This window comes from Citricoccus zhacaiensis (assembly GCF_014645315.1).
Classification (GTDB): Bacteria; Actinomycetota; Actinomycetes; order Actinomycetales; family Micrococcaceae; genus Citricoccus; species Citricoccus zhacaiensis.
In genome coordinates this window covers 30110-45615 of sequence record NZ_BMLQ01000012.1, presented here as the reverse complement: position 1 = coordinate 45615, position 15506 = coordinate 30110, and the positions used below count along the sequence as shown (strand labels likewise).

13 protein-coding genes and 1 pseudogene are annotated in these 15506 nt (G+C 69.1%); 5 read left to right on the top strand and 9 right to left on the bottom strand.

The window, feature by feature from the left end:
* Positions 1-64 precede the first annotated feature (64 nt).
* From IEX49_RS15705 to IEX49_RS15680, 6 genes and pseudogenes are all read right to left on the bottom strand, one after another.
* Complete coding sequence (locus IEX49_RS15705; RefSeq protein WP_373286746.1) at positions 65-724, bottom strand: methionine ABC transporter permease; 660 nt, start codon at positions 722-724, stop codon at positions 65-67.
* 5 nt (positions 725-729) lie between these two features.
* On the bottom strand, positions 730-1761 hold the full coding sequence (locus tag IEX49_RS15700) for a methionine ABC transporter ATP-binding protein (protein ID WP_188807085.1): 1032 nt from the start codon (positions 1759-1761) through the stop codon (positions 730-732).
* A 145-nt stretch (positions 1762-1906) separates the two neighbouring features.
* Entirely contained in the window at positions 1907-2809 is a 903-nt protein-coding gene (locus IEX49_RS15695; RefSeq protein WP_188807083.1) for a MetQ/NlpA family ABC transporter substrate-binding protein, read from the bottom strand.
* A gap of 233 nt (positions 2810-3042) precedes the next feature.
* A complete protein-coding gene (locus tag IEX49_RS15690) occupies positions 3043-5256 on the bottom strand; it encodes a tannase/feruloyl esterase family alpha/beta hydrolase (protein ID WP_188807081.1) in 2214 nt (737 codons plus the stop codon).
* 174 nt (positions 5257-5430) lie between these two features.
* On the bottom strand, positions 5431-7068 hold the full coding sequence (locus IEX49_RS15685; protein WP_188807079.1) for an MFS transporter: 1638 nt from the start codon (positions 7066-7068) through the stop codon (positions 5431-5433).
* Positions 7069-7138: 70 nt separating this feature from the next.
* Positions 7139-7462 (bottom strand): annotated as a pseudogene (locus tag IEX49_RS15680) (VOC family protein); the annotation flags it as partial.
* A 131-nt stretch (positions 7463-7593) separates the two neighbouring features.
* Here IEX49_RS15680 and IEX49_RS15675 point away from each other — a divergent pair.
* Complete coding sequence (locus tag IEX49_RS15675; protein ID WP_188807077.1) at positions 7594-8760, top strand: epoxide hydrolase family protein; 1167 nt, start codon at positions 7594-7596, stop codon at positions 8758-8760.
* Positions 8761-8846: 86 nt separating this feature from the next.
* On the opposite strand, the gene IEX49_RS15670 is transcribed toward IEX49_RS15675, so the two are convergent.
* The gene (locus tag IEX49_RS15670; RefSeq protein WP_188807075.1) at positions 8847-9845 is read right to left on the bottom strand and encodes an MDR family oxidoreductase; all 999 of its coding nucleotides are present in this window, start codon (positions 9843-9845) and stop codon (positions 8847-8849) included.
* A 136-nt stretch (positions 9846-9981) separates the two neighbouring features.
* The gene (locus IEX49_RS15665; protein ID WP_188807073.1) at positions 9982-11025 is read right to left on the bottom strand and encodes a LysR family transcriptional regulator; all 1044 of its coding nucleotides are present in this window, start codon (positions 11023-11025) and stop codon (positions 9982-9984) included.
* Between the two features lie 71 nt (positions 11026-11096).
* Here IEX49_RS15665 and IEX49_RS15660 point away from each other — a divergent pair, with 71 nt between their 5' ends.
* On the top strand, positions 11097-12197 hold the full coding sequence (locus IEX49_RS15660; RefSeq protein ID WP_229672787.1) for a YeiH family protein: 1101 nt from the start codon (positions 11097-11099) through the stop codon (positions 12195-12197).
* Positions 12198-12271: 74 nt separating this feature from the next.
* Here IEX49_RS15660 and IEX49_RS15655 read toward each other — a convergent pair whose 3' ends face one another.
* Positions 12272-12475, bottom strand: coding sequence for a hypothetical protein (locus IEX49_RS15655; protein WP_188807189.1), 204 nt, complete (start codon positions 12473-12475; stop codon positions 12272-12274).
* Between the two features lie 233 nt (positions 12476-12708).
* Here IEX49_RS15655 and IEX49_RS15650 point away from each other — a divergent pair, with 233 nt between their 5' ends.
* Genes IEX49_RS15650 through IEX49_RS15640 form a run of 3 tightly spaced genes read left to right on the top strand, consistent with a single transcriptional unit; the run spans position 12709 to position 15487 of the window.
* A complete protein-coding gene (locus IEX49_RS15650) occupies positions 12709-13659 on the top strand; it encodes a transporter substrate-binding domain-containing protein (protein WP_188807070.1) in 951 nt (316 codons plus the stop codon).
* Positions 13656-14654 (top strand): amino acid ABC transporter permease, encoded by a 999-nt coding sequence (locus tag IEX49_RS15645; RefSeq protein ID WP_229672784.1) that lies wholly within the window; start codon positions 13656-13658, stop codon positions 14652-14654. Before IEX49_RS15650 ends, IEX49_RS15645 begins: the two co-directional genes overlap by 4 nt.
* Positions 14654-15487, top strand: a complete 834-nt coding sequence (locus IEX49_RS15640) for an amino acid ABC transporter ATP-binding protein (protein WP_308421958.1) — start codon at positions 14654-14656, stop codon at positions 15485-15487. The genes IEX49_RS15645 and IEX49_RS15640 overlap by 1 nt, the downstream gene beginning before the upstream one ends.
* Positions 15488-15506 lie beyond the last annotated feature (19 nt).

Here is a 15506-nt window from a genome sequence, read left to right as displayed (position 1 = left end):
GGCCGGGCACCCAGGGTGCCCGGCCGCCGTCGTGGTTCTCGAACGTGCCTTGTTCTGCGGTGGGCTACCGCCGCAGGATCTTGCGGGCCAGGATGTTGCCGAAGGCCTGGATCAACTGCACCACGATCACGATGATGAACAGCGCGGTCCAGGTGACCACGGGGTCGAACTGGCGGTAGCCGTAGGAGACGGCGTAGTTGCCCAGCCCCTCGCCGCCGATGATGCCGGCCACGGCGGACATGTCGATCAGGGCGACGATGGCGAAGGTGTAGCCCAGCACGAGCGGACCCAGGGCCTCGGGCAGGATCACGGTGCGGACGATGCGCCAGGGGCTGGCGCCCATGGCCCGGGCCGCCTCGATCACGCCCGGGTCCACGGCCATGAGGTTCTGCTCCACGAGCCGGGCGATGAAGAAGCTGGCGGCGATCGAGATGCCGAACACCACGGCGTCGGAGCCGATGCCGGTGCCCACCACCTGCCGGGCCAACGGCTGGATGGCGGCGATGAAGATGATGAACGGCACGGGCCGGAACGTGTTCACCAGGATGTTGATGACCCAGAAGACGACCGTCTGCTGCATGATCCCGCCCTTGCGGGTCACGTAGAGCAGCAGGCCCAGGATGAGACCGCAGATCCCGCCGAAGATGAGGGCCAGGGCCACGATCCACAGCATGATGCCGGTCTGCTCCAGCAGCGTCGGCATCAGCTCGGTGACCTGTTCGATGATGCTCATGCGTGCACCTCCTCGACGGTGACCCCGGAGCCGATGGAGGAGACCGCCTCGTCCACCGCCGCCGCGTCCCCGCGCACGGCGATGGTCAGCAGCCCGTAGACGCGGCCCTGGATGGAGTCCACCCCGCCATACACCAGGTTGAAGTCGACGCCGGCGCGCGCCAGCGCCCCGAAGACGCGGGCCTCGGTGGCCCCCTCGTCCGTGAACGAGATGGTGAAGAACCGTCCCTCGTGCTGCGCGCGCAGTTCGGTGAGTTCATCGCCGGTCGGCAGATTGCGCACCACGGTGCGCACGAAGCGCCTCGACGTGGCGGTCTGCGGGTTGGTGAAGACAGAGTAGGTCTCGCCGGCCTCCACGACTTGGCCGCGGTCCATCACGGCGACCTTGGTGGCGATCCGGGCGATCACCTCCATCTCGTGGGTGATGACCACGATCGTCACGCCGAGATCCCTGTTGACCTTGGCGAGCAGGTCCAGGACCTCGTCCGTGGTCTCCGGGTCGAGGGCGGAGGTGGCCTCGTCCGCGAGCAGGATGGGCGGGTCCGCGGCCAGGGCCCGGGCGATGCCAACGCGCTGCTGCTGACCGCCGGAGAGCTGCTCCGGGAAGGCGCCCGCCTTGTCCGCCAGGCCCACGAAGTCGAGCAGCTCGAGTGCCTTCCTCCGCCGCTCGGCCTTGCCCATCCCGGCGACCTCGAGGGGGTACTCCACGTTGCGGCGCACCGAGCGGGAGCTGAGCAGGTTGAAGCGCTGGAAGATCATCCCGATGCCGGTGCGCATCTGGCGCTGCCGGGCCGCCGAGAGCCGGGTGATGTCCGTCCCGTCGATCTCGATGGAGCCGGCGGTGGCCGGCTCGAGCGCGTTGATCAGGCGGACGAGGGTTGACTTCCCCGCACCCGAATAGCCGATGATGCCGAAGACGTCACCCTTCTCGATCTCGAGGCTGACACGGTCCACCGCCACGGTGGGAGCATGACCGCGCTGAGGCGCGGGATACTCCTTGGTGACGTCCTTCAGGGCGATGTGGGGCATGGGGTGATTGTCCTGCATTTCCTTCGGTTCGGGCACCTACTGTCCGGGTCCCTCCTGTGCGGACAGAAGAGGCCCACCATGCCCGACGCCGGCCGGCGCCTCTCAGCGGGAGGTGCCGGCCGGCGTCGGGCCCGGTTGCCGGGGGTCAGCCCGCGTTGCTGAGGGCTTCCTCGGTGGTCGTGAGCGACTCCTGCAGCTCCGCCGCCGGGGTCTGCAGGAATACCGCGGAGCCGCCGGCCGACTCCTGGGCGCCGTCCAGCACGTCCTGGTTGGTCTGGTAGATCTCCACCAGCTTGTTCAGCACCTCGTTGTCCTTGTCCTCGGCCTTCGTGGCGAAGATGTTGACGTAGGGCAGGGCGGCCGGATCCTCGGGGTCGTCCTGGGCGATGGCGTCCTCGGGGGTCAGGCCGGCGTCCCCCATGAAGTCGTTGTTGACGATGGCGGCGGCGACGTCCGGCAGGGAGGTCACGGTCACGGCGGCGTCCAGGGCGGAGACCTCGACCTTGGACTCCTCCTCGATGATGTCCTCCGGGGTAGAGGAGGCGTTGCCGCCGTCCTGCAGCGTGATCAGCCCCGCCGACTGCAGCACCAGCAGGCCACGGGCCTGGTTCACGGTGTCATTGGGGACGATCACCGTCTCGCCCTCCTGGATCTGGTCCACCGAGTCGTACTTCTCGGAGTACAGGCCCATGGGGTAGATGGCGGTGGCGCCGATCGGCTGGATGTCATCCCCGGCGGAGACGTTGTAGTCCGCCAGGTACTGGATGTGCTGGAACTGGTTGATGTCCAGCTCGCCCTCGGACAGGGCCGGGTTCGGCTGCGTGTACTCGGTGAAGTCCACGATGTCGAGCTGGATGCCCTCGGCCTCGACGGCCTCCTCGAAGGTGGTCCAGTAGGGCTCGGAGGCGCCCACCACGCCGAGCTGGACCGGGTTCCCCTCGGTGCCCAGTTCGGCATCAGACTCCCCGCTTCCACAGGCGGTCAGGGCCAGAGCACCGGTCAGGGCTAGGGCGGAGAGGGAGAGTGCGCGGGTGTGGTTACGAGTCATGGGTGGTGCTCCTGTTGTCAAGGGGGTGGTGACCGGTTAAAGCGTAGTTTTTGTGCGCGCTCTTGCCGTCATACGCCGACATACAGGATAGTTCACCGGCTAGCGGCGGCCCCGACTGCGCTTTCCGGACGCAACGTGGAGCTGTGTGACGCCAGTGCCCCTGCTCATCCGGCCCCCCGCAATCCTGCCCAGCCGCAGTGAACATCCCTGTGGCTGGGCAGGAGGGGAGAGGATCACCCTCGGTCGGCCACCAGGTACTCGTATCGGTAGAGCAGGGTGGCGGTCTCGGCGCGGGTGATGTGCTGGTGCGGCTTGTAGGAACCGTCACGGTAGCCCTGCGAGATGCCCTCGGACGCCATCCACGTGATGGCCTCGTAGTGGGTATCGGTGGTGTCCACGTCCGTGAACTCGCTCTCCTCCGGGCCCTGGTGTGCCGGGTCCACGGCACGGTAGAGGAAGGAGGCGAACTCGCCGCGGGTCACGGACTGGCCGGGCCTGAACTGCCCGTCGGCATACCCGAGGGTGATCTCCTCGCCGGCTGCCCAGCTGATCGGGGTGAAGAAGGTGGAGCCCTCCGGTACATCCGTGAACGTGGTGTCGCCCGGCTCGGCATCCGGAGCGAGGTGCCGCTGGAGGAAGGCCACGGACTCGCCGCGGCTGATGTCCCGGTACTTGCCGAAGGAGCCGTCGGCATAGCCCTGGGTGATCCCCGCCAACTGCAGCCACCGCACCGGGGCGTAGTACGAGGAGTCCGGCTCGTTGTCGGTGAAGTCGGCCACCGTCTCCGTGGTCACGCACTCGAAGGAATCGGCCGAGTCCTCGGAGCCGGTGCCCTGGTACTGGGGCCAGGCCGGGTACTCGCACATCGGCCGGGTCCGGTCCGTTCCCTCATTGGCGTCCTCGGCGGTCAGGGTGCCGGGCGCCGTGCCGTCTTCCACCCAGCCGGCGAGCACACCCAGCCCGTCCCACGTGGCGTTGAACGGCCCGAAGCCGTGGCCGAGTCCCGGGACCTTGTAGTACCGGGCGCTGTCCGCGAGCTCCTCGCCGAAGCTCTCGAGCTGCTGCTCCCAGTAGGCGTCCGAGTTGTGCGGGCTGATGAAGTCGTCCGCGGTGCCGTGGGTCATCAGCAGCTTGCCGCCGCGGTCGAAGAAGGGCTCCAGGCTCACATTGGAGACGTCCGTGATGGACGCCAGCTCCTGGATCCGCTCCTCCCATTCCGTGGGGTCGAACTCCATGGCGTCGTACTCCGGGTCCTGGGTGATCAGGTACTTCACGTTGGTGGCACCGACGCTGTAGAGCAGTCCCTCACTGCCGGAGAGCGGATTGGACGGCTGCGGCTCGGCGCCGAAGTTCGAGGCCTGCCAGAGGGCGCCCTCCAGGATCGGCCAGCGCCTGGCCTCGGTCTGCCCGGCGATCTCGACGCCAGGAACATAGCTCGAGTGGACCGTATCGATGGCGGCGATCTGCTCCGGGGTCAGGCAGGCATCCTCCTCGGTGGCACCACTCTCACAGCCCAGCAGCTGCTCGACCGCATCGATGGTCAGGACCTCATTGCAGCCGGCCACGTTGGAGATGATGCCGTCCACGGCGCCGTCGAGTTCGACCGTGTCACACACCTCGTAGACGGTGTCCGTCAGCAGTTTCGTGTCCTCCGGGCTGAGCCAGGCCTCACCGCCCTCGGCATACATGGCCCGGCCAGCGTTCAGGGAGGACAGGTGCAGCATCATGACGTTGTAGGCCGGGTAGTTGGCCACCACGCCCTCGTAGTCGTCCGGGTACCGGGCCGCGGCGTCCAGGGCCTCGTGGCCACCCTGGGAGCCACCGATGAAGTAGGCGTACTCGGACTCCTGGCCGTAGTAGGTGTCCATGAGGATCTCGGAGACGTCATGGGCCTTCTTGATGGAGTACAGGCCGTAGTCCTTCAGCGACTCTTCCTTGAGGGCGAACTCGGCATCGAAGCCAGCGTCCGACTCGTGGCCGCCGTCGGATCCGAGGGTCGTGTAGCCCTGGGCCAGCGGGGTCTCGAGGTCCTGCGGCTGCAGGTTGTGGTGTCCGGTTCCGGTGACGAGCGTGCCGTTGAATGCACCTCCACCGAACTGCAGGGACTTCCCGTTCCAGCCGTCCGGGAGGTTCACCTGGAACGTCACCCCCGGAGCCTCCGGATCGACCGGCAGGGTCTTGCCGATCACCTTGCAGTAGGTCCCGTCCGTCTCGTCCGAGACGTGTTCGGCACTGTTGACGACGGCGCCCGAGGTGGGCACCCCGATCTGCTCGGCGTCGATCTCCAGCCCGGCGAGGGCGGAGCAGTGGTCAGCACCGCCCGTTCCCACGTCGGCCGGGCCCGCCGGTCCGGTGGCCTGGGCTGGAGCCGAGAGGCCCACCGCCACCATGGATACCGCCGCCACGGTGCAGGCAAGTCGCCGCACCCCGTTCTTGACTCTGGACATGATGATTCCTCCCCGAGTGATGGCTTCCGGCGGTGCCGTGCGGGAGGACCCGCGATTCGCCCGCCACGGAACCCATCGAGAACAGCGAGGATGGATCACCAGGGCGAGGGGAGCGCCGACGGACTGTGGCCATATCGTGGATCCAGCGCCGTGAGTGTGTCAAGGATCACACCGTCAGGCGGAAGGTTGGCCCCGTTCCGGCCTCTTCGCCGGGATCATCACCGCGACGCCGGCCGCCACCAACGCTGCCCCGGCGCCGCACAGCAGGGCCACCAGGAACCCGGTCTGGGTGGGCACCGGGATGCCGCCGACCTGCTGGGACAGGGCTCCGAGCAGGGCGCCGATGACCGCGGCGGAGATGGTGGTGCCCAGCGAGCGCATCAGCGCGTTGAGCCCGTTCGCCGAGGCCTTCTCCGTGGCTGGCACGGCGCTCATGATCAGGGCGGGCATGGCGCCGTAGGCGAAGCCGATGCCGCAACCGACCAGGGCTCCGGCGCCGCACAGCAGCACCAGTGTCCACAGGATCGTCGCCCCGTCGGCGGGCCCCGGGGCACGGCTGCCGAGGGTCGCGAGGATGAGGGCGGTGGCGCCGTAGCCCGCGGCGATGATGACGCCGGCCAGCGTGAGGGTGAGCTTCGGACCCCTGCGGTAGCTGATCCGCGCGCCGAGCCCGGAGACGGCCATCATGCCCAGACCCATGGGAGCCATCCACAGGCCCATCTGGATCATCGTCTGGCCCAGTCCGTACCCGAGGTCCACGGGCAACTGCATCACCTGCGGGATGATCAGGTTCATCGCGTACATGCTGAAGCCGAACAGCACCGAGGCCAGATTCGTCAGCAGCACCACGGGCCGCAGCGTGGTGCGCAGGTCCACCAGCGGACCCGGCCGGCGCCATTCGTAGGCACCCCAGGCCACGAGCACGACGACGGCCACCCCCACGCTGCCCAACGTCAGGACGCTGCCCCAGCCCCATTCGGCACCCTTGGAGATCCCCAGCAGCAGGGCCGTCAGTCCGATGGCCAGGCCGATCGCGCCGACCACGTCGAAGCCGACGGGTTTGCCGCCAGGGGTTGCCGGCAGGGGCTGGCCTGCAGCGCCGCCCGCAGTGCCGGCTGCGCTGGGACCGTCGGCCATGACGGGACGGGCCGACGGGCGGAGCGCGGGGACGATCAGGGCAATGGCGACGGCCGTGGCCACGGCAATGGCCGCCGTCGCCCAGAAGAGCACGCGCCAACTGGCGAACTGGGCGATGGCCGCGGCCACCGGGATGCCGAGGGCGCCGCCGATGCCCATGGAGGAGCTCATCAGGGCGATGGCCGAACCGGCCTTCTCCTTGGACAGCACGTCGTGGATCAGGGAGATGCCCAGCGGGATCATACCGGTGCCCAGGCCCTGGAGTCCGCGGCCGAGGATCATCACCACCACGTCGGTGGCGAGGGCGCAGACGATGGACCCGATGATGAAGGGGGTGACCGCCACCAGCATCATCCGCTTCTTGCCGTACAGGTCCGCCAGCCGGCCCATCACCGGCGTGCTCACGGCGCCCACGAGCAGGGTCACGGTGATCACCCAGGAGGCGGTGGCGACGTCCGTGCCGAAGATGACGGGCAGATCGCCGAGGATCGGCACCACGAGCGTCTGCGCCAGGGACACCACGATGCCGGTGGCCGCGAGCACCGCGACGAGGAGCCGCGGGTTCACGGCCGGGGAGGCGGCCTCCGGGTGGTTGGCCTGAGGGGAGGCCGGGGAAGCCGAGGACGCGGACGGCGGGTTGCTGGCGGCACTGGTCCGCGGCTCTGAAGGTGGCACTCGTGCATGGTACAGACCCGGCTGTGACCGGGCAGGAGCAGGAGGTGGACCAGGCCGCCAGCTCGTTGCCGCCGGGATCGGTGAAGTGGAACCGCCGGCCGCCGGGGAACTCGTAGGGTTCCTGGGTGATCTGTCCGCCGGCCGAGCGCACCGCCTCCACGGTCGCGTCGAGGTCGTCCGAGTAGATGATGACCAGCGGCATCCCGGATCCAGCAACCGCGTGGGGGTTCAGTCCGCCGACCTCACCATCACCGTTCGCCGCCTGGATGCCCGCGTAATCAGGGCCGTAGTCGTTGAAGGCCCAGCCGAAGGCCTCGCCGTAGAAGGCCTTGGCCCTCTCCAGGTCCGGGGCGGCGAGCTCGACGTAGTCGATGGTGTGGTGGGTGGGTGCCATCGGCCCATCGTAGGGACACTGGCAGGCTGTCGTCGATGACTGGGTGCGCCGTCCATCCGCCGTCCATCCGCCGCACCCCGGGCACTCCAGGGGGCCTCGCGCCCAGACGTGCCGTGCGCCACAATGGGGCCATGACAACGGTCGATCCCCGCCAACCCGTGCCCTTCGAACTGCACATCGCCGACGTTGACCTTGAGAATCTCGCCCGGCGCTTGGCCACCACCCGTCTGCCGGACCGGGCGCCGGGAGAGGCCTGGGCCCACGGGGCCGACGTCGACTGGCTGGCCGAGCTGGTCGGCTACTGGCGGGACCGGTTCGACTGGCGGGCCCAGGAGGCGGAGTTGAACTCCTTCCCGCAGTTCCGCAGCGAGTTGCGGGGGATTCCACTGCACTTCCTCCATGTCCCGGGCCAGGGACCCGCGCCCGTGCCGCTGCTGCTCAGCCACGGCTGGCCCGGCTCGGTGTTCGAGTTCCTCGACCTCATCCCGCGGCTCACCGATCCGGCCCGCTTCGGGGGAGACCCGGCCGATGCGTTCACCGTGGTGGCGCCCTCCCTGCCCGGCTACGGGCCGTCCTTTCGGCCCGATCAGGCCCGGCTCGCCATTCCGGAGATGGCCGATCTCTTCGCCGAACTGATGACGGATGTCCTCGGCTACCGCACGTTCGCCGCCCAGGGCGGGGATTGGGGCGCGCACATCGCGACCAGCCTCGCCGTCCGCCACCCGGAGCGACTCACCGGAATCCACCTGAACTTCCTGGTCGGTCTGCCCGGCGCGGCCCCCACCGAGGAGACCACGGAGGAGGAACGGCGCTACCTGGAACAGCAGGCGGAGTGGCGCCGGCAGGAGGGTGCCTACACCCAGATCCAGGGCACCAAGCCGCAGACCCTCGCGGCCGCCCTGATGGACAGCCCGGCCGGGCTGGCGGCCTGGATCGGGGAGAAGTTCCACGGGTGGACGGACCACGGCGGTGACGTGTTCGAAGCCGTGGACCGGGACCGGATGCTGGCGGACATCGCCCTGTACTGGTTCACCGGTGCCATCGCGTCCTCGTTCTGGCCGTACCACGGGCAGGTCCAGGGCATCGGGCCTTTGAGCGGCGGCGCCACCGTGGATGTGCCCACCGGCTATGCGGCCTTCCCTGCCGAGATCCGCGTGCCGCCGCGCAGCCTGGCCGCCCGTCACTTCACGGATATCCGCCGCTGGACGCAGATGGACCGCGGTGGGCACTTCGCCGCCCTCGAGCAGCCCGCGGCCCTGGCGCAGGAGATCACGGAGTTCTTCCGCGGACTCCGCTGACGGCTGACTCCCGCAGGAGACACAGCCCGGGCACCACTTTCAGGGCAGAGATCACTAGTTTTCTGCCCTGAAAGTGCAGAGGGCGGTCAGGCGTTGACGTCGACGACGGTGCGCCCGCGGGTGCGTCCGGCCAGGATCCGCTCCGCGTAGGGGATGGTGTCCGCCAGGCCGATCGTCGTGGTCATCTCGTCCAGCTTCTCCAGGTCCAACTCTGACGCCAGCGCATTCCACGCCCGTTGCCGCAGTTCCCGCGGGGCCTTGACCGAGTTCGCGCCGGTGAGGGTGACGCCGCGCAGGATGAAGGGTGCGACGGACGTGGGGAGGTCCATCCCCTGGGCGAGGCCGCACGCGGAGACCGTGCCGCCGTACTGTGTCTGCGCGAGGACATTGGCCAGGGTGGTGCTGCCGGCGACGTCGATGGCCCCGGCCCACCGCTCGGACTGCACGGGCTTGCCCAGCTCGTCGGAGAGTTCGTGGCGGTCGATCAGGTCGGCGGCGCCGAGGCCGCGGAGGTAGTCGCCTTCCTCCTCGACGCGTCCGGTGGAGGCCACCACGCGGTAGCCGCGGCCGGCCAGCAGGGACACTGCCACCGAGCCGACCCCGCCTGCGGCGCCGGTCACCAGCACGTCACCGGACTCCGTGGTCACGCCCGCGTCCTCCAGCTGCAGGACGGAGATCATGGCGGTGAAGCCCGCGGTGCCGATGGCCGCAGCGCGCTCCGGGCTCAATGACTCGGGCAGCTTCACGAGGGCGTCCGGCCGGACTCGGGCCCGGGTGGCGAAGCCGCCGTGGAGGGACTCGCCGATGCCGTCCCCGTTGAGCACCACGGTGTCCCCGGTTGACCAGTCCGGGTCCTCGGAACCGGTCACCGTGCCGACGATGTCGATCCCCGGGATGATCGGGAAGCTCTGCAGGATGCCCCGGCCGCCGCCGTCGATGGCCATGCCGTCCTTGTAGTTGTAACTGGAGTAGAGCACGTCCAGTTCCACGGTGCCGGATTCTCCGACGCCGACCAGCAGCTGGTCCTCCATCACCTCTTTGACCTCTGCCTCGGCGCCCTTGGCTGCCACGATCACTGCGCGCATGCGTCCTCCTTCGTTCGATACCGGTTGCTCTTCCCCACTCACGGTACGGAGGAGCACCGCTGGACGCCATGGGCCCAGAGCATCTTTCCCGCCGATCCTGACTACTCACGGTGATCATGACCGGGGATAGTCATGATCACCGGGAAACTTGCGAGGGGTACCGGGAGCCTTGCGAGGGGCAGCCTCCCCGTCCACCGCCCAGGGCGACCTCGAGGAACTCGGCCGCCGTGCCGCCGTCGGACAGCCGGCCCCGCCAGATGGCTTGCAGGATGCGGTCGAGCCGTGGCCCGCGCGTCGGGATCTCGGTGAGCTGGCCGGAACGCAGGTAGCCCTCCACAGCCAGGCGGGACAAGACGGCGGGTCCGATGCCCTCCACCACCGCCTGGCAGATCGCCGAGTTGCTGTTGAGCTCCACGAGCGGGGCGGGGCGGTGATCGTCCACGAGGCGGTCGAGGAAGGCGCGAGTTCCGGACCCCTCCTCGCGCTCGACCAGGGCGGTGATGGCCAGCTCGGCCGGGTCCAGTGGCTCGTCGCGGCGTGCCCACGCATGCCCTGGACCGGCGACGACGACCAGCTGGTCCGTGAACACCGTGACCGCACGCAGGTCCGCCGGCAGGTCGGGGGTCTCCACGAAGCCCAGCGCCACCGTCCCGGCCGTCACCGCCTCGATGACGTGGGCCGAGTTCATCACCCGCAGCTGGGTGGCCACGCCCGGCCGCCGTGCCCGGAACGCGCCGATCCAGCCGGGCAGCAGGTGCTCGGCGATGGTCATGCTCGCCCCGATCGCCAGCTCCTCCTGCCCCCGGTGCGCCAGGGCATCAGCCCCCGCGGACAGCCGGTCCACGCCGTCCAGCACCTCCCGCGCCCACTCCACCGTCAGCACGCCCTCCTGCGTCAGCGTCGAGCCGCGGGTGGACCGGCGCAGCAGCGTGTAGCCCAGCCGCCGCTCGAGCGTCCGGAGGGAACGGGAGGCATTGGACTGCGCTATTCCCGCAGCCCGCGCCGAGGAGCTCAGGCTCCCTCGATCGGCGACGCCCACCAGCAGTCGCAGCATGGTCAGGTTCAGCCACGAGTCGATGTGCGGGGCGCGCGGTGGGGGGTTCTGCTGGGTGTGCTGCGGAACCTGCTGAGGAACAGGCAAGCGGCTCTGCGGAGGGTCGCCCTCGGCTGCGGTGGACATATCAGCATCATATGGCCGCGTTGGTCAGGCGGGGGCTACTGGCAGTCCGCTGGTGCTGGAATCGTCGAAGGGTGCCCTTTCCTGACAGCATCCGACCCCAAGCCGCGGCACCCACGCCGACTCCTGCGACCGGCGGCGAGCGCGGTTCAACCTCTGCGGATCTGCCGGAGGCACGGCGGGGTTTCCGTCGGTTCCCGACGCCGGCCCTGCCCGGTCTCGCCGTCTGCCTCGCTGCAGCGGTACTCGCCTGGGGGTTGGCGCACCTGCTGCCGGGCATCAGCCCGCTGCTCGTGGCGATCCTGGCCGGGGCCCTGTGGCGGAACCTGGCCCCCGTGCCGGCGGTGCTGGCTCCCGGGGTGGCGATCTCGGCCAAAAAGCTACTCCGCACGGGGATCGTGCTGCTCGGGCTGCAGGTGTCCCTGACCTCGGTCCTGGACCTGGGCTTCGGGGTGCTGGCCGTGGTGGTGGCGTCCGTGGCCGTGACGTTCTTCGGGACACTGTGGATTGGCGCCCGGCTGGGGATCTCTCCGGCGCAGCGGCTGCTGATCGCCTCCGGGTTCTCCATCTGCGGCGCGGCGGCGGTGGCCGGCATGGACGGGGTGGCCAAGGCCAAGGAGGAGGAGGTCGCCACCGCCATCGCGCTGGTGGTGCTGTTCGGCACGATCATGATCCCGCTGGTGCCGTTCCTCGGCGGACTGCTGGGCCTGTCGGAGGAAACGCTGGGGATCTGGATCGGTGCCTCCACCCATGAGGTCGCGCAGGTGGTGGCCGCCGGCGGGGCGGTGGGCGGTGGTGCGCTCGCGATCGCTGTGACCGTGAAGCTGGCCCGGGTGCTGATGCTCGCGCCGATGGCCGCTGGGCTCTCGATCCACCTGCGGCGGCAGGGTGGTGCCGCGACCACGGCGAAGCGCCCGCCGATCGTCCCGCTCTTCGTCCTCGGCTTCGTGGCGGCCATGCTCCTGCGGACCACGGGCGTGCTGCCGGAGCCGGTCCTGGACGTGGTCCAGATCCTGCAGACATTGTTACTGTCCGCGGCGATGTTCGCCCTGGGCCTCGGGGTGCACCTGAAGAGCCTCCTCCGGGTCGGCTACCGGCCGGTGCTGCTCGGGCTGCTCTCCACGGTAGTCATCCTCGGGACCTCACTGGGCGGGATCAGCGCACTGGGACTGTAGGGCCGGCATCAGGCCCAGCCACCGGGGCTATCCCTGTGGTTGGGCAGGTTTGATGTGACTGGAAGCGCGTCCGCTCAGTAGTTCTGCGGCGGATCGGAGGCGGGGAAGGACGCCATGCCCCACTCGTCTGCGCGGGCATCATCCTGGTCATGCCGGGCCTGGGCCTTGGTGGCCTCCGCCATGAGCTGGTCGGCCACCTCGGCGTGGGTGCTCGCGGCCTCGGCGGTGGCGGTGGACGTGGTGGTGCTGGTCCCGGGGCCAGCCTTCTGATCGCTCATGACGTCTCCTTTCGTCTGCTCCCATCATCGGCCTCCTGGCTCCGCCGTGCACGGGTTCATCTCCGCCTGGGTATTTGGTTGATGATCTACATCGTTGATCAATCCCTTGGAGCTGCTGGTCGGTGGATGCTCCCGCGCCAATCTCCACAAGAGGCTATGACGAATATCAAGCGACATGATATTCTCGTCACACATTCCACCCGTGATGCACCTCACTTACTTGGGAGATCGCCATGAAGTACAGCCGTCTCGGCACCGCAGCCCTCGCTGGTCTGACCGTGCTCGCCCTCGCGTCCTGTTCCTCGTCGGATGCCGGAGTCGAATCCTCCGGCGAGGAATCCGCGTCCACCGCCGCCGGTGGGGTCAATACCGAGGCCCCGGCGTACGACCTACTGCCGGAGGACATCAAGTCCGCCGGGGGCATCACCATCGCCGGTGACACCCACCCGCCGTACCGCACCCTGCAGGAGGGCGGCGAGATCACGGGCATCGACCCGGACATCCAGGAGGCCCTCGCCGAGCAGCTGGGCGTTCCGTTCACCATCCAGACCTCGTCCGGACTGGACGCCATGCTGACCGGCATGCTGTCCGGCCGCTATGACGCCTTCAACGGCCCGGTCCGCACCACCGCCGAGCGGGAGGAGGACTTCGACGCCGTGGTCTGGATGACCACGCGGACGTCCTACCTCTACCTGAGCGAACGGCAGGAGGACCTAGGAACGCCGGAGGACGTCTGTGGTGCCCGCGTCGCCGGCGTCACCGGCTCCGTCACCGAGAGCCAGCTGGAGCGTTACGCCGAGTGGTGCGAGGGCGAGGGCCTCGAAGCCCCCGAGTTCCTGGGGCTGGAGGACACCAACTCCACGATCCTCGCCGTCCGGTCGGACCGCGCCGACTACGCCGGGACTACCCAGACTGCGGCCATCGACATCCAGACCCAGGACGAGGGCGTGTTCGAGTTCATTGCCCAGTCCGAGGAGCAGGGCGCCGGCATCGACCAGCTCGCCATGTTCATGCCCAAGGACAACGAACTCGCCGAGGCCATGCTGGCCGCCTTCGAGGGCATCTTCGAGAACGGCGAGTATGACCGGATCATGGCCGAATGGGGCCTGGACGACACCAAGGTCGATGCTCCCACCCTCAACCCGATGACCGGACAGACGTCCGGTGAATCATCCGGCGAATGACCGTCTCGGAGATCTCCATGACCACTGCCGCACCCACTGTGCGAACCGATGCCGTCGATGTTGCCGATGCCCGCCCCCGAATCAGACCGCTGCGCATCCTGGGCACCGTGGTGCTGGTCCTCGTGGCCTTCGGCATCCTGACCTTCCTCGTCACCAACGAACGGTTCGAATGGCCGATCGTCGCCGAGTACCTCTTCAACCCGAGCGTGCTGCTGGGCCTGCTCACCAGCATCCTGCTGACGGCGGTCGCCATGGTGCTGGGCACCTCCCTCGGCGTGGTGCTCGCGGCCGGGCAGCTCAGCGACTACTGGCCCGCACGGTTGGCGTGCAAGGCCTTCGTCGGCTTCTTCCGCGGGGTCCCGCCGCTGGTCCAGCTGATCTTCTGGTTCAACCTCGCCTACCTACTCCCTCGGATCTCCGTGGGCGTGCCGTTCGGGCCCGAGTTCTTCAGCTGGTCCACGAACGACCTCATCACGCCGTTGACCGCAGCCATCATCGGCCTGTCCCTCCACGAGGCGGCCTATATGGCGGAGATCATCCGGGCGGGCATCCTCTCGGTGGACCAGGGCCAGCACGACGCCTCGGCGGCCATGGGCTTCAGCCGGTGGCACTCCTTCAGCCGGATCGTGCTGCCGCAGGCCATGCGGGTCATCATCCCGCCGACCGGCTCCCAGGTCATCGCGACCCTCAAGGGCACCTCCCTTGTCAGCGTCATCGCGATGGGCGACCTCCTGCATGCCGTGCAAGTCATCTACAACCGCACCTATGACGTGGTGCCCATGCTCATCGTGGCGGTGATCTGGTACCTCGTTTCGGTCTCCATCCTCACGGTCATCCAGGGCAAGATCGAGGCCCACTACAGCCGTGGGGCCACCCGCGCGGCGCCCAAGGCCACCGGTCGCGCCGCGGCGGCCGGCACCTCCACCGACCCAGTTGCGCCCGACGCCGGCCAGGCCGGTACCGCGATCGACAACCGGACCAAGGAGAACCAGTGATGAACGGATCCCAGACCGGCACCGCGCGCGGCACGGCGGGAGCAGCACTCGCCACCCCGGTGCTCGAGGTGGTGGGCCTGCGCAAGCAGTTCGGGGACCACACGGCCCTGGACGGCATCGACCTGACCGTCAACGAGGGCGAGGTGGTGGCCATCCTCGGACCCTCCGGCTCCGGCAAGTCCACCCTCGTGCGGTGCATCGACCAGCTCGAGACGATCGACGGCGGCGCCATGTACCTGGACGGCGACCTGCTCGGCTTCGAGCAGGGCCGCAGCCTGCGCCCGCTGACCGATGCCGGGGTCCGCGCCCAGCGCCGCCGGATGAGCATGGTGTTCCAGCAGTTCAACCTGTTCCCGCACTGGACCGTGCTGCGCAACGTCACCGAGGCCCCCATCGCGGTCCACGGGGTTCCCTCGGCCCAGGCCAAGGCCGCGGCGCGGGACCTGCTGGCCAAGGTGGGCCTCTCGGACAAGGCGGACGCGTACCCGCGGCAGCTCTCGGGCGGCCAGCAGCAGCGCGTGGCCATCGCCCGTGCGGTGGCCGTGGAGCCGCGGGTGCTGCTGTTCGACGAGCCGACCAGCGCCCTGGACCCGGAACTCATCGACGAGGTGCTGCAGACCATGAAGGCCCTGGCCGCCACCGGCCGGACCATGGTGGTGGTCACCCACGAGATGGAGTTTGCCCGCGAGGTCGCTGACCGCTGCGTGTTCATGGCCGAGGGCCGGGTCATCGAGGACCGTCCCGCGGACGAGTTCTTCCGCGCCCCGGAGACGGACCGCCTGCGCTCCTTCCTGGCCCGCTCAATGCGGGCCAATGACGAGCGGCGGGGATGACGGTGGGCATGGCGCCAGG

Coding starts and splice junctions, on each gene's coding strand:
- IEX49_RS15695 (WP_188807083.1), bottom strand. CDS start 2,809: ATGACTCGTAACCACACCCGCGCACTCTCCCTCTCCGCCCTAGCCCTG.
- IEX49_RS15670 (WP_188807075.1), bottom strand. CDS start 9,845: ATGCGCGCAGTGATCGTGGCAGCCAAGGGCGCCGAGGCAGAGGTCAAA.
- IEX49_RS15700 (WP_188807085.1), bottom strand. CDS start 1,761: ATGCCCCACATCGCCCTGAAGGACGTCACCAAGGAGTATCCCGCGCCT.
- IEX49_RS15640 (WP_308421958.1), top strand. CDS start 14,654: ATGAACGGATCCCAGACCGGCACCGCGCGCGGCACGGCGGGAGCAGCA.
- IEX49_RS15650 (WP_188807070.1), top strand. CDS start 12,709: ATGAAGTACAGCCGTCTCGGCACCGCAGCCCTCGCTGGTCTGACCGTG.
- IEX49_RS15665 (WP_188807073.1), bottom strand. CDS start 11,025: ATGTCCACCGCAGCCGAGGGCGACCCTCCGCAGAGCCGCTTGCCTGTT.
- IEX49_RS15655 (WP_188807189.1), bottom strand. CDS start 12,475: ATGAGCGATCAGAAGGCTGGCCCCGGGACCAGCACCACCACGTCCACC.
- IEX49_RS15675 (WP_188807077.1), top strand. CDS start 7,594: ATGACAACGGTCGATCCCCGCCAACCCGTGCCCTTCGAACTGCACATC.
- IEX49_RS15645 (WP_229672784.1), top strand. CDS start 13,656: ATGACCGTCTCGGAGATCTCCATGACCACTGCCGCACCCACTGTGCGA.
- IEX49_RS15690 (WP_188807081.1), bottom strand. CDS start 5,256: ATGTCCAGAGTCAAGAACGGGGTGCGGCGACTTGCCTGCACCGTGGCG.